Annotated in this window: 13 protein-coding genes and 1 other annotated feature; of the genes, 10 read left to right on the top strand and 3 right to left on the bottom strand. The window is 36.1% G+C overall.

The features are described 5' to 3' along the window. Positions 1–360: 360 nt before the first annotated feature. Both FS802_RS22675 and FS802_RS22665 read left to right on the top strand, forming a co-directional pair. A complete protein-coding gene (locus tag FS802_RS22675; protein WP_144525507.1) occupies positions 361–1,716 on the top strand; it encodes an RNA-guided endonuclease TnpB family protein in 1,356 nt (451 codons plus the stop codon). 341 nt (positions 1,717–2,057) lie between these two features. Continuing rightward, entirely contained in the window at positions 2,058–2,192 is a 135-nt protein-coding gene (locus FS802_RS22665; protein ID WP_000039594.1) for a YuzL family protein, read from the top strand. 44 nt (positions 2,193–2,236) lie between these two features. On the opposite strand, the gene FS802_RS22660 is transcribed toward FS802_RS22665, so the two are convergent. From FS802_RS22660 to rnhC, 3 genes are all read right to left on the bottom strand, one after another. After that, a complete protein-coding gene (locus FS802_RS22660) occupies positions 2,237–2,488 on the bottom strand; it encodes a hypothetical protein (protein WP_048562156.1) in 252 nt (83 codons plus the stop codon). A gap of 13 nt (positions 2,489–2,501) precedes the next feature. Then, positions 2,502–2,771 carry a hypothetical protein gene (locus tag FS802_RS22655; protein ID WP_000925541.1) on the bottom strand — a complete coding sequence of 90 codons (270 nt, stop codon included), beginning with the start codon at positions 2,769–2,771 and terminating at the stop codon, positions 2,502–2,504. Between the two features lie 115 nt (positions 2,772–2,886). Then, complete coding sequence (gene rnhC, locus FS802_RS22650; protein WP_000071613.1) at positions 2,887–3,822, bottom strand: ribonuclease HIII; 936 nt, start codon at positions 3,820–3,822, stop codon at positions 2,887–2,889. Between the two features lie 124 nt (positions 3,823–3,946). Between rnhC and zapA the strand changes: the two genes are divergently transcribed. From zapA to FS802_RS22610, 8 genes are all read left to right on the top strand, one after another. After that, complete coding sequence (gene zapA / locus FS802_RS22645) at positions 3,947–4,216, top strand: cell division protein ZapA (RefSeq protein WP_000082701.1); 270 nt, start codon at positions 3,947–3,949, stop codon at positions 4,214–4,216. 1 nt (position 4,217) lies between these two features. Further along, on the top strand, positions 4,218–4,757 hold the full coding sequence (locus FS802_RS22640; protein ID WP_000565411.1) for a CvpA family protein: 540 nt from the start codon (positions 4,218–4,220) through the stop codon (positions 4,755–4,757). Between the two features lie 55 nt (positions 4,758–4,812). Next, complete coding sequence (polX, locus tag FS802_RS22635) at positions 4,813–6,531, top strand: DNA polymerase/3'-5' exonuclease PolX (RefSeq protein WP_000867526.1); 1,719 nt, start codon at positions 4,813–4,815, stop codon at positions 6,529–6,531. Positions 6,532–6,550: 19 nt separating this feature from the next. Further along, positions 6,551–8,911 (top strand): endonuclease MutS2, encoded by a 2,361-nt coding sequence (locus FS802_RS22630; protein WP_098096605.1) that lies wholly within the window; start codon positions 6,551–6,553, stop codon positions 8,909–8,911. Between the two features lie 194 nt (positions 8,912–9,105). Beyond that, positions 9,106–9,795, top strand: a complete 690-nt coding sequence (locus FS802_RS22625) for a 23S rRNA pseudouridine(2604) synthase RluF (protein WP_098654479.1) — start codon at positions 9,106–9,108, stop codon at positions 9,793–9,795. A gap of 107 nt (positions 9,796–9,902) precedes the next feature. Next, positions 9,903–10,153, top strand: a binding site (T-box leader). 117 nt (positions 10,154–10,270) lie between these two features. Next, complete coding sequence (gene brnQ6, locus FS802_RS22620; protein WP_000842661.1) at positions 10,271–11,596, top strand: branched-chain amino acid transport system II carrier protein BrnQ6; 1,326 nt, start codon at positions 10,271–10,273, stop codon at positions 11,594–11,596. A 501-nt stretch (positions 11,597–12,097) separates the two neighbouring features. Then, complete coding sequence (isdC, locus tag FS802_RS22615) at positions 12,098–12,805, top strand: heme uptake protein IsdC (RefSeq protein ID WP_098654480.1); 708 nt, start codon at positions 12,098–12,100, stop codon at positions 12,803–12,805. A 19-nt stretch (positions 12,806–12,824) separates the two neighbouring features. Beyond that, positions 12,825–14,753: NEAT domain-containing protein (locus FS802_RS22610; protein ID WP_186367230.1), on the top strand; the 1,929-nt coding region annotated here is incomplete at its 3' end.

Raw genomic sequence — 14,753 nt, 5'->3', positions numbered from 1 at the left:
GGTTTCCTCTCGCTTTTTTCCTTTTCGGCAAGAAGACTCCATCTGATTTGTGTTACGGGTGAAATCCAACAATTCAGGTGGAGATGAATTGCCGTCAGAAGGTAGGCTGAACTCTTTTGTTTCGTTCATAACAATTTTTCGATAGCGAATATTTGTTTCTTTTTGTCTTACGATATAATCTGCGTAGATAAGGAGGGAATAGATTGTAAGACAACGAAATTGGATAATGATCATCATTCAGCTACTTGAGCCAAAAGGAATTAAGATGAAGAACATGTTCGCATTTTGTTCCATTTTGTTCCAAATATTGATTTGTCAAAAATAATTTTAATGAACTCTCTAAGATAGGTGGTGAAAACAATGGCTAGAAAGAAAGCAGTGAAAGTATTACGAAAACAAAAGAAAAGAGAAAGCATACAACGATTCACTCAGAAACAGAATATCGGAAGAGCGTGCCTTACTGCAAAAGAATTTCGCTTACTTCAGCGTATGTCACATAGTTCAAAAGCTTTGCGAAATGTTGGATTGTACACGATTAAACAAAGTTACTTGAATAATAAAAAGATGGCTACTGTAAAAGAAGTGGACACTGCCATGCAAACCGATACAAACTACTGGGGCATGCAATCAAACTCTGTTCAAGCGATTCGTAGAGCCTTATTTACAGAAGTAAAAAGCTTTTTTAAGGCATTGGAACAGTGGAAGAAAAAAAATGAAACCTTCACAGGTCGTCCTAAGTTTCCGAATTATTCTCGTTCCACTGACAAACGAATTATTGAAATCTATCAAGTTCCAAAAGTTGATGATAACGGGTATTGGATGATTCCGATGAATGTTGCATTCAGAAAAAAATTCGGTTCCATTAAAATACGTATGCCAAAAAACTTAAGAAATAAAAAAATCTCCTACATTGAGATTGTACCGAAGCAAAAAGGTCGGTTCTTTGAGGTGCATTATACATATGAAATGCACGTTTCTCAAATGAAGAAACCATCCACGACTACTAGTAACGCTTTGAGTTGCGATTTAGGTGTAGACAGATTAGTAAGTTGCATAACAAATACAGGTGATGCATTTTTAATTGATGGAAAAAAACTAAAATCCATTAACCAATACTTCAACAAAATGATACGTAATCTGCAACTAAAAAATAGGGAAAATGGACTTTCAAAACGTGTTGTAACGAATCAAATGGCTGCACTTTGGCATAAACGAGAACGACAAATACATGGTTACATTTCACAAACTGTAGGCCTGTTGTTCAAAAAAGTGAGAGCATGCAACATAGATACGATTGTCGTAGGGTATAACGCTGGTTGGAAACAAAAATCTGATATGGGAAAAAAGAATAATCAAACATTTGTTCAAATCCCATTTCATAAACTGATGGCAGCGATTGAGAATAAATGTGTAAAAGAAGGTATCCAATTTTTAAAACAAGAAGAAAGCTATACTTCAAAAGCTAGTTTTCTGGATAAAGATAGGGTTCCAGTTTGGTCTAAGGATGATAGGACTCAGTATCGCTTTAGTGGCAAACGAATCACTCGTGGTCTGTACCAAAGTAAAGCAGGAACATGTATCCATGCTGATATTAATGGTGCATTGAATACATTGGAAAAATCAAAAGTTGTAGAATTGGATGAAAATCTTAAAGTGAAAACGCCGGTTCTATTAGAAGTGCAAAAACGTAAGGCTGTTGCTTCGCGCATAGCTTAGTGGGTGCGTCAACCATCCATGTGTACTCGACTTGTCGGGGCTTGTAGCACACGCCAGATTCATCTGAGTGGTGGCTTCTTCTGGAAGGAAGAATTGCTCTTTTTCGAAAGGGTGGTGCAAGTGGGAAAACAATAGTTCGTTGCCAGTACCAACCAAAAACTTACTTGGGGTGTTACCATAAGGTGGCATGAATGCTAGAGCGTCAAACTGTCTAGCGATAGACGAAAAGACCTAGCATTCTAACTCAAGCCCCCACTGAAACGCTTTATCTCAGTGGGGGGAGTTGACTTTGCATAGTTTATTACCTCGTAGCAAAAAGTAACGCGAAGGGGTGAATATAAATGAGTAAAAAAGTAAAAAAAGATCATTCAAGATCAAGCCTAGGTTCTCCAGAAGTAGAAGGACAAGGAACGACGACACATGAAACAGGTTCTCATAAAGTATCTTCATCAAATAAGAAGCAGAAAAGAAGCTAACATAAAAAAGGAGAGTCTTGGCGGCTCTCCTTTTTTTATATGTATTACACCTTATTATCATTAATCTCTTTTGTAATTTTATCTACATCTTTGTCTAATCGATCTAAATAGAAAAACCACAGTAAGCTCATGAGCACGTAATAGATGGCCATCACACCAAGATTATCAGATATATTTTCGAATGTGGATTTAGAAGTGAAAAAAGCTCCCCAAATGGTAGAAATAGTGAGGTAAGAAAGTGGGCCTACGAGGTGTACGAAAACATATAATAACTTTTTAACTTTTAAAGCGTTCATATGAATTCCCTCCTTATGTAAACAATCTTTTTCTTCTAATCATACATTCAAGTTCCTCACAGAAGTGTTGTAGTTTTGCTGGATTATGTATTAACAAGCGGGCATCGTGTTTCCCGATAAATCTTCGAATCCGAAAGTTTAATAAGAAAGATCGGCCATAGCGCTCTATTAAATCGTTGAATTCTCGTTGTTCACTTAGTAGCTGAATGTTTTCTCTAATTTCAAACTGTCTTTCGTGTGGATCGCCTAGTAAAATATTTAGAATCATTTGTAGAAGTAGCAATGGGAATCTCCTCCTGTGTTAGAATAATCTGTATATTTTAATTGTAACAAAATTATAAGGATAATAGTAGGGAAACAAAAAAACAGGAGTTTGTAGCCTCCTGTTTTTGTCGATACTATTTTAATAAGCGAAAGGCCTTCTCCTTATTAGCGAAATGCATTTTCACAAACTCAGGTAATCGTTCTTTACCAAGCTTTTGAATTAATTTAGCAGCGGCGATATCGACTTGTTTACCAGCACCTTTTGGAAGTGACATACCAGCTTTTTTGCTTAATTCGTCAAACTGTTTTACGAATGAGTAGCGAGCTAAAATAGAAGCAGCGGCTACTGCTAAATGGACGCTTTCGCCTTTCGTCGCGAAGTAAACATTTTCACGCTGTACCTGCTTTTGCTTTGCTAAATATTTATAGTATGTATCTGGTTGTGTGAATTGATCGATTAAGACGCCTTCAGGCTTTGTAGGTGCAATTTTAGCTAATAAGTTTGTAATAGCTTTATTATGTAGTAAAGCTTTTAACTTACCTTGGTTGTTTCCTTTATCAAATAGCTCGTTATATTTTTCATTATGAAGGACAAGAGAGCTGTAAGGAACAACGTGTAGAAGTTGTTTTGCAATGGCAGTAATTTGATCGTCATTTAAGTTTTTAGAGTCTTTTACACCAAGTTCTTTTAACAGTGGGATTTGCTTCGCATCCACATATACAGCAACTACTGTCATCGGTCCGAAGAAATCACCAGTACCAACTTCATCTGACCCTACGATAGACATTGTACCGATGGAAGCAGGGGGTGCATAACGGTGTGAATCGACAGATTTTTTTACAGCTGTTTTCGGTGTTTGAGAGACAGTTTGCCAACGCGAAGCTTCTGCTTCAGCACGGCCTCCTTGGAACATTACTTTTCCAGATTTATAAGCTGTAATCGTGCAAGATGGCACCTTTGCCATGAAGATCCCGCCTTGTGGGATTTTTGGGCTAAGCGCTTGTTTATATTGTTGTTTCATGTCTTCAATTACTGTAGAACTTGTTTGTATTACGATAGAATTTGACAAGATGGTCGCTCCTTTTTTTATATTGTTATTTTTATCATATCGGATTGTTCTTTCTGTTTCCATAATATGATGGTTCATGGTATGATAAACTTTAGGATTCTGTACGTGATTGGAGGCCGGTGAGTTGTCACAACAAAAGGGAAAGAAAAGTCGAATTAATGTAGAAATCTATGGTCAACAATATTCAGTTGTTGGCGATGAAAGTACAAGTCATATCCGCATGGTAGCAGCGATTGTGGATGATAAAATGCGCGAACTCAATGCCAAGAATCCTTCGCTTGACACGAGTAGACTAGCGGTATTGACGGCAGTAAACGTCATACACGATTACATAAAATTAAAAGAAGAACATGAGAAATTGAAAGAAAGTATGACAAAAAAAGGAATGGAATAACATGATTGATATTATTATCATTTTACTGCTTGTTATGGGATTTTTCCTCGGCTTACGCAGAGGGTTTATTCTGCAACTTGTAAAGTTAACAAGCTTTATTATCGCATACCTTGTTGCATACTGGTACTGTAAAGATTTAGCGCCAGCACTTGCGAAATTTATTCCGTATCCATTTGATAAAAACGTATCTGTTCCAGAATGGATTGATGCAAATAATATTGAAACAGTATTTTATCAAGCACTAGCGTTTATCATATTGTTTATTATTACAAAAATTGCACTTTCATTACTTGGTAATTTGTTAAATATGTTTGCAGAAATACCGGTTTTAAAGCAAGTCAATGCGTTTGCGGGGGCAATTCTCGGATTTTTAGAAGTATATATTATTTTGTTTGTTTTAATTATCGTTGGAAACATTCTTCCAATTGAACAAATACAAACACCATTACAAAAATCATCAATTAGCAAAATAATTGTAGACGATACACCGATTCTTTCTGAAAAGGTGAAGGAACTATGGCAGACAGGTAGCAGAGTATAACTTCTCTTTTTTCGGAAAGAGGAGTTTTTTTCTATGAAAGAAAGGCGGGGTAATGATGAAAGTAAATAAAAAACAAGTTATTAAATTACTAGAGACAATTGGGCTTTTTATGGAACTAAAGGGCGCGAATCCATTTAAAATATCTGCATTTCGTAAGGCGGCGGCAGCGTTAGAAAGTGACGATCGCAGTCTTTCTGAAATTGAAGATTTTACGAAGATTCCGGGCATTGGAAAAGGAACAGCGGCAGTTATTCAAGAATATATAGAATCGGGAACATCTGAAGTATTACAAGAGCTTGAGAAAGAAGTGCCAAGTAGCTTATTACCGTTATTAAAATTGCCAGGACTTGGTGGTAAAAAGGTGGCTAAGTTATATAAAGAACTTGGTGTTGTTGATATGGAATCGCTAAAAGCGGTTTGTGAGGAAAATAAAGTACAAGCTTTAGCAGGTTTCGGTAAGAAGACAGAAGAGAAAATATTAGAAGCAATCGATCAAGTAGGATCTCGTCCAGAGCGTTTACCAATCGCAATGGTATTGCCTATTGCCGGGGAAATAGAGGAGAAATTGTCGAATATTGCTGAAGTAATTCGTTTCTCTCGTGCTGGTAGTTTGCGCCGTGTTCGTGAAACAGTGAAAGATTTAGACTTTATCATTGCAACGTCAGAACCAGCTGCAGTACGTGAGCATTTACTGCAATTTGATAATATGATTGAAGTAATCGCAAGTGGAGATACGAAAGTTTCTGTTCGTCTTCAATATGAATATGATATTTCAATCGATTTCCGCTTAGTAAAACCTGAAGAATTTATTACAACTCTTCATCATTTCACAGGATCAAAAGACCATAACGTAAAAATGCGCCAAATCGCGAAAGATAGAGGCGAGAAAATTAGTGAGTACGGTGTAGAAAACTTAGAAACAGGTGAAGTGAGAACATTTGAAACAGAAGAGGAGTTCTTCGCTCATTTCGGTCTTCCATTTATCCCACCAGAAGTGCGTGAAGATGGAAAAGAAATTGAATTAATTAAAGAGTATCCAAACTTAATTCAGTTCTCTGACATACAAGGTGATTTACATATGCATACAACATGGAGTGACGGTGCTTTTTCCATTGAAGAGATGGTACAAGCGTGTCGTGCTCGTGGATATAAGTTTATGGCGATTACAGATCACTCACAATACTTGAAAGTAGCGAACGGTTTAACGAAAGAGCGCCTTCGTGAACAAGCGAAAGAAATTGAACGTATGAACGAAAAGTATCCAGACATTACAATTTTACGCGGAATTGAAATGGATATTTTACCGGATGCAACACTTGATTTTGACGATGAAGTATTAGCAGAATTAGATTATGTCATTGGAGCGATTCACTCTAGCTTCTCACAAGACCGTGAAACGATTATGAAACGTCTTCGTGCTGCGCTAGAGAATAAGCATGTCACAATGATTGCTCATCCGACAGGACGTCTTCTTGGACGCCGCGAGGGCTATGATGTGGATACAGATTTATTAATCGAGCTCGCAAAAGAAACAAATACAGTTTTAGAATTAAATGCGAATCCAAACCGTCTAGATTTAAGCGCGAAATTATTAAAACAAGCACAAGATGCTGGTGTGAAAGTAGCGATTAATACGGATGCTCATACGCTTGAAATGTTAGAAGATATGGAAACAGGTGTAGCAGCAGCACGTAAAGGTTGGATTCAAAAAGATAACGTGATTAACACGTGGGATATTGAACGTTTATTAGATTATATTAAACGTAATAAGTAACACAAGGGGGACCTGCAACATGTTAGAAAGAACGTTGCGTGTATTAGAATACAATAAAGTAAAAGAACAATTACTTGAACATACAGCCTCTTCACTTGGCCGTGACAAAGTGAAGCATTTAGTGCCAAGCACTGATTTTGAAGAAATTGTAGAAATGCAAGATACAACGGATGAAGCAGCGAAAGTCATTCGCTTAAAAGGTAGTGCACCATTAGGTGGTATTACGGATATTCGCTCAAATGTGAAGCGTGCAAAGATTGGAAGTATGTTAAGTCCGAACGAACTACTTGATATTGCAAATACAATGTACGGTAGTCGTAATATGAAACGTTTCATCGAAGATATGGTTGATAATGGTGTGGAGCTTCCAATTTTAGAAACTCATGTCGCTCAAATTGTATCTTTATATGATTTAGAAAAGAAAATTACAAATTGTATCGGTGATGGCGGTGAAGTAGTCGATAGCGCAAGTGATAAACTGCGTGGTATTCGTACTCAAATTCGTACTGCGGAAAGTCGTATTCGTGAAAAGTTAGAAAACATGACGCGTTCTTCCAACGCGCAAAAGATGTTGTCTGACGCGATTGTAACGATTCGTAACGAACGTTACGTAATCCCAGTAAAACAAGAATACCGCGGTGTATATGGCGGTATTGTCCACGATCAATCAGCTTCTGGGCAAACGTTATTTATTGAACCACAAGTCATTGTAGAGTTAAATAACGCGCTTCAAGAAGCACGAGTGAAAGAAAAACAAGAAATTGAACGCATCTTATTGATGTTAACAGAAGAAGTGGCAGTAGAAGCAGATATCGTTTTATCTAACGTAGAAGTAGTTGCGAATCTTGACTTTATCTTTGCGAAAGCTTTTTATGCGAAGCGTATAAAAGCAACGAAGCCAATTGTAAATAACGAGCGCTATATGGATTTAAGACAAGCACGTCATCCGCTTATTGATCCAGAAATTATCGTGCCAAATAACATTATGTTAGGTAAAGATTTCACGACAATTGTTATTACAGGACCGAATACAGGTGGTAAAACAGTTACGCTGAAAACTGTTGGTATTTGTGTGCTAATGGCGCAATCTGGCCTTCACATTCCAGTAATGGATGAATCAGAGATTTGTGTATTTAAAAATATCTTTGCCGATATCGGTGATGAGCAATCGATTGAACAAAGTTTAAGTACGTTCTCCTCACATATGGTGAACATTGTTGATATTTTAGAAAAAGCTGATTTTGAAAGCTTAGTTTTATTCGATGAATTAGGTGCTGGAACAGACCCGCAAGAAGGTGCTGCATTAGCAATTTCAATTTTAGATGAAGTATGTAATCGTGGTGCTCGCGTTGTTGCTACGACGCATTACCCAGAATTAAAAGCATACGGATATAACCGTGAGAAAGTTATTAATGCGAGCGTTGAGTTCGACGTGAACACATTAAGCCCAACGTATAAATTATTAATCGGTGTACCAGGACGTAGTAATGCTTTTGAAATTTCGAAGCGCCTTGGACTATCTGATCGCGTGATTGATCAAGCTCGTAACCACATTAGTACAGATACAAACAAAATTGAAAATATGATTGCGAAGTTAGAAGAAAGTCAAAAGAATGCAGAACGTGACTGGAACGAAGCAGAAGCACTTCGCAAGCAATCTGAAAAACTGCATCGTGAATTACAGCGTCAAATTATTGAATTTAATGATGAGCGCGATGAAAAATTATTAAAAGCGCAAAAAGAAGGGGAAGAAAAAGTCGAAGCTGCAAAGAAAGAAGCAGAAGGCATTATTCAAGAACTTCGTCAATTGCGTAAAGCACAGCTTATAAACGTGAAAGACCATGAGCTTATTGAAGCGAAGAGCCGTCTAGAAGGTACGGCGCCAGAGCTTGTGAAGAAACAAAAAGTAAACGTGAAAAACACAGCGCCAAAACAACAATTACGCGCAGGTGATGAAGTAAAAGTGTTAACGTTTGGTCAAAAAGGTCAATTGCTTGAAAAAGTAAGTGATACAGAGTGGAGCGTACAAATTGGTATTCTGAAGATGAAAGTGAAAGAATCCAATATGGAATACATTAATACACCGAAGCAAACTGAGAAAAAAGCAGTCGCAAGTGTGAAGGGTAGAGATTATCACGTTTCGTTAGAGCTTGATCTTCGCGGTGAACGTTATGAAGATGCAATGATGCGCGTTGAAAAATATTTAGATGATGCACAGCTTGCAAGCTATCCTCGTGTATCAATTATTCACGGTAAAGGAACAGGAGCGCTTCGCCAAGGTGTACAAGATTACTTGAAGAAGCACCGCGGTGTGAAAAACTACCGCTACGGTGACATGGGCGAGGGAGGCCTAGGCGTAACAGTTGTCGAATTAAAATAGCAAACAACGAAACAAAGGGGAACCATTATATGTTTATGGACAAACTTGCAAAAGTATTGTTAGCTTGTTGTGGAATATTTTTGGTGATTGGGGTTATTTATTTAGTTGTTTTTGCGAAGTGAAAGAGCGTCAATCGTGGCAGAGTGATATTGCCATAGATTGACGCTTTTAATATATATGAAAAGGAATAAGCTATGAAAATCAACCAATACATAAGCGAAGCAAAATCTTGCTCAAGACGCGAAACAGACCGTCTCATTAAAGCAGGACGCGTGGCTATTAACGGCGAAATATGTACGCACGGTGCACTTGTTAATGATGGTAATGTTGTAACGATTGATGGACAGGTTATTGCAAAAGAAGAGAAGGAAAAGGTGTATATTGCCTTTCATAAACCAGTTGGTATTACTTGTACAGCAGCCGATCATATTGAAGATAATATTATTGATTATATCAATTACCCAGAGCGTATCTTTCCTGTTGGACGATTAGATAAAGCGTCAGAAGGATTAATTTTATTAACGAATGACGGTGGGATTGCCAATCAAATTTTACACGGAGATCATGAACACGAGAAAGAATATATTGTTACGGTTGATAAGCCGTTTACAGATTGGTTTATTGATGAGATGGCCAGCGGTGTAAAGATTAAAGATGGAATGACGAAGCCTTGTAAAGTGACGAGAGTGGATCAATCTACATTTCGCATCGTTTTAACGCAAGGAATGAACAGACAAATTCGTAGAATGAGCCGTGCTTTCGGATTTACTGTAACAAAGCTAAAGCGGGTTCGTATTCTGAATATAGAGCTAGACGATCTTGAAGTGGGAAAATGGCGGAGCGTTACATCTGAGGAATTAGACATTTTAATAAATCAGTTATAGGGAGGAAAAATTTTCTCCCTATATTTTTTGTCAGAAAAAATAAAACTATTGATTTTTTAAAAAATAGCCCATATAATAAAAAACAACAAGTTTCGACAAGATATTTTATAAAAGTAATGATGAGGACATGAGTTGTTTTTGACGATTCTCAGAGAGGGAAGCCTAGGCTGTGAGCTTCCTAATACGGAAAGACAAACTTACCACCTCTAAACTTCAAGAGTGAACTGCATGATGCATTGTAATTCTTGGCGGATAAAACCGTTATCAATTTACACGAGCTATAAAATGTGTTTATTTTGTTATAAATTCATTTTATTAGAATAAGGGTGGAACCACGATTTCAACACTCGTCCCTTTGTTAGGGACGGGTGTTTTTTGCGTTCTTTTACGGGGAAGTATGCTTGAAAGAGGATATGTGACGGCCGTTAATTCAGAATATTTTGTTAATATAAAAATATGTAGGAGGTTAGTAGAAATGAAATCATCTTTAAAGTTTTCTGAGATGTTTGCAATAAGTTTAATGTTGTTTGCACTATTTTTCGGTGCAGGTAATATGATTTTCCCGCCGGCTTTAGGGCAAGGTGCTGGAACAGACGTATGGATCGCGTTATTTGGCTTTATCGTAACAGGTGTTGGATTACCTTTATTAGGGGTAATTGTTATAGCTCTAAAGGGAGATATTAATGAGCTAGCGGGACGTGTACACCCTGTATTCGCACTTGTTTTTATCACTGCAATTTATTTATGTTTAGGCGTATTCGTAAGTGTTCCGCGTACAGGAACAGTTGCTTATGAAATGAGTGTTGCACCATTTTTACCAAGTGAGATAGCTGGTCAATCTTATCCACTTGTTATCTTTACATTCATTTTCTTTGCAGTAACTTTCTATTTAGCTTTAAACCCATCGAAATTAGTGGGCCGCATCGGTAAAGTATTAACTCCGATTTTGTTAGCTGTTATAGCAATTATCGTAGGTAAAGCAATTATTACACCAATTGGAGAATTTGGTGCACCGACAGAAGCGTATAATGCTCCGCTCTTTAAAGGTTTTATTGATGGATATTTAACTTTAGATGGACTTGCAGCACTTGTTTTCGGAAATGTTGTTATTAATGCTTTAAAAGCAAAAGGCGTTACAAATAAGAACAGCATTGCAAAAGTAACAATCTTTGCAGGATTTATTGCAGCACTCGGTTTACTACTTGTTTATTTAGCACTTGCTTATCTGGGAGCTTCTAGTGTGTCTCTTGGAATGGGGGCAAACGGAGGAATTATTTTAACAAACGTTGTAAATCATTTATTTGGTAGCTACGGAACTTTATTATTAGGGATCGCAATTACAGCGGCATGTTTAACAACTTCTGTAGGTATTGTTGCAGCTTGTGGGGAATATTTTTCTTCCTTATTACCAAAGCTTTCTTATCAAAAGGTTGTTTTCATCTTCTGTGTGTTAGCATTTATGGTAGCAAACCTTGGGTTAACTCAGTTAAACGCATTAGCATTACCGATTTTAATTGCAATTTACCCAATTGGTATCGTACTGATTGTATTATCACTTGTTGAAAACTATATTCGTCTTCCATTAGCTATGTATGTAGGCGGTATTGTAGGTTCATTTGCAATTAGCTTCTTTGATGGGTTGCATAATGCAAATCTTCAAGTAGTGGCCCTTGCTCCTATCTTAGATAAAATTCCACTATATAGTGTAGGGATTGGTTGGCTAGTTCCGGGTATCATTGGAATTGCAATTGGATATGTAGTTTCTTTATTTCAAAAGCAAGAAGTTGCTGTAGAAAAATAGTGAAAAGAGGCTTTCTATGAAAGAAAGTCTCTTTTTTTGTAGAAAAAATTACATATAGGGAAATTTGGATATTAAAAATTTTATACGTAATATAGTTGACAAAAAAATTAGCATTAGGCTAAGATTGACTTAGTTGTGGAAATATTGGAAGGAAAGTGAGGAGTGGAAAGGTATAAGGTTTTCTATAACGATATCATTTTGTAGATAGAGGTGATAGAGTAGGAGAATGGTTAGTTTTATTTTTTTTGACCTTCATTGAGAATGATAATCATCAAAAGAAATAGGGACTTATGTTAAAATGTAAATCGCTCTTTATAAGGAATAGGGAGGGATATTATTTTTAACGCGTAGTGAGAATGATAATCAATAATATCTACATTACATAAATAAATTACAATTAAATAATGATAGAGGATTATTATTTTTTTCTTATAAATTGAGAATAATTATCATTTTCAAAAAAAGTATGGATGAAAGATAAACAAGGAGGAAGTAAGCCAAATGAGAAAGATTTCTGTATTACCCGCTTTTATTATGACATTCGTATGTATGCTAGCTTTTTTCGTAGTGCCATTTGGACAAGCTTCGGCAAATGTAGCTGACGGTACTTATGATATTAACTATGTCATACAAAAAGCAGAAAATGATTCAGCTTCAATGGCAAATGATTATTTTGAAAAACCAGCTAAGTTAATTGTGAAAAATGGTGAGATGAGAGTACAAATTCCGATGAATCATAGTGCTTGGATTACAGAATTTAAAGCACCAGAGAACGGGAACTTTGTTGATGCAAAAGTTGTTAGTAAAGATGAATCAGCAGATAAAAGAACTGTAGAGTTTAAAATAGACGATTTATCTAAGCCAGCAGCTGCAAAAATTCATGTTGTTGTACCTAACGTAAATTATGACCATAACTACACAATTCGCTTTGCGTTTGATGCAAATGTAAAAGCGGTAGGTGGAGAAAATAAAGCAACTGTTGCAACAAAGAATAATGATCAGACAAAAACAGATACAAAAGTAAAAGAAGGAGTGAAGAAAGAAGAGAATAAAGAAACAAATAAAGAGGCGAACAAAGGAACAAATGAAAGTGGTAAAGCTGAAAAAACAGATAACCCAAAAACAGGCGATGAAGCACGCATCGGATTATTTGCAGTGTTAATTCTTATTTCAGGTGTTTTCTTAATTCGTAAAGTACGTCAAAACTAAATAAAGGAGCGTTATCCCATTGAATAGATATCTTAAAATTGTTGTTGCGATGTGTTTAATGATATTTACATTCGTATCAACATTACAACCTCTTGCAGTTCAAGCAGCAAGCCAACTAGCTGACGGTGAATATTCAATCGGTTTCAAAGTTCTTAAGGATACATCAGATGAAGAATCTATGATGAATCAATACTCTGTAAGTCCAGGAACTTTAAAAGTGAAGGATGGGAAGAAGAAGGTATCCTTTACGTTAGAACATAGTTCATGGATTACGAAGTTTGAAACAGAAAAAAGTGGCCAGTTTGTTGCGACAAATGTAATTAGTGAAGATAAAGAAAAAGATACACGAGTAGTAGAATTTGAAGTGGACGATGTAGAGAAAGTATTAAATGCGAAAGTAAAAGTAGACATAGACTTTTTAAGTTATCATCATGACTATGATGTGCGTATTGCATTTGATCAAAATAGTATTACACCGATTCATGTAGAAAAACCAAATGAAAAAGAGGATCCAGCAAATAAGCCAGATCCAAATGAAAAACCGGATCCAAGTCAGAAGCCCGACCAAAAGCCTGACCCAGATCAACAACCCAATTCTAACACAATTAACGATGGGAATTATAGTATTCCATTTAAAGTGTTAAAAGATCAAACAGATGAAGAATCTAAGATGAATACTTACATGGTAAATCCAGGAGTATTAAAAGTAGAAAACGGTAAGAAAAAGGCAATTGTAACACTAACAAGTAGCTCATTAATTAAAAATTTCCAAACGGAAAAAGATGGCGCATTTGTTGATGCAAAAGTAGTGAGTGAAGATAAAGAAAAAGATACAAGAGTAGTCGTGTTTGAAGTGGACGATTTATCTAAAAAAATAAATACAAAAGTATTTATTGAAGTGGCATCACAAGGTTACAAGCAAACACATAATGTACAACTTTTATTTGAACAAGATAAACTTGAACAAATTAAAAATGAAGAAAAACAACCGGATGGAGATAAAAAGCCGGAAGTAGAAAAACCAGAAGTTGAAACAATTAAAGATGGAGAGTACAGCATTCCATTTAAAGTATTAAAAGATAAGACAGATGAAGAATCTAGAATGAAAGACAAGCTAATAAGTCCAGCAGTATTAAAAGTAGAAAACGGTAAGAAAAAAGCGACTGTAACATTAACAGATAACGCATCAATTAAAAATTTCCAAACAGAAAAAGATGGTTCATTTGTTGATGCGAAAGTAGTAAGTGAAGATAAAGAGAAAAATACAAGAGTAGTAGAATTTGAAGTAGACAGTTTATCTAAAAAGTTGAATACAAAAGTATTTATTGAAGTGGCATCACAAAATTATAAACAAACGCATGAATTACAACTTCAATTTAATCAAGATAAACTTGAGCCAATTAAGAACGAAGAAAAGCAACCAGATGGAGATAAAAAGCCAGAGGTAGAGAAACCAGAAGTAGAGAAGCCGAATGTTGAAACAATGAAAGATGGCGAATACAGCATCAGTTTCAAAGCTTTAAAAGATCAAACAGAAGAAATTTCAATGATGAACACGTATACGAAGAGTCCGGGCGTGTTAAAGGTGAAAGATGGTAAAAAATATGTATCATTCACATTAACGAATAGTGCATGGATTACAAAGTTTGAATTTGAGAAAAATGGTTCGTTCGTTGATGCGAGTGTATTAAGTGAAGATATAAAAGCTGATACACGCGTAGTGGAAGTAGAAGTAGATGATTTATCTAAAAAGTTAAATGCAAAAGTAAAAGTAGATATCGATTCAATGAATTATCATCATTTCTACGACATTCAATTCGCATTTGATAAAGATAGCGTTAAACCGTTAGACAATCAAGGCGGAAACGATAATCAAGGCGGAAACGATAATCAAGGCGGAAACGATAATCAAGGCGGAAACGATAATCAAGGCGGAAACGATAATCAA

The sequence above is a fragment of the Bacillus sp. DE0042 genome, from assembly GCF_007680225.1.
GTDB classification, from domain to species: Bacteria; Bacillota; Bacilli; order Bacillales; family Bacillaceae_G; genus Bacillus_A; species Bacillus_A wiedmannii.
The sequence above is the reverse complement of the archived record's forward strand: the minus strand, read 5'-3'. Positions and strand labels throughout refer to the sequence as shown.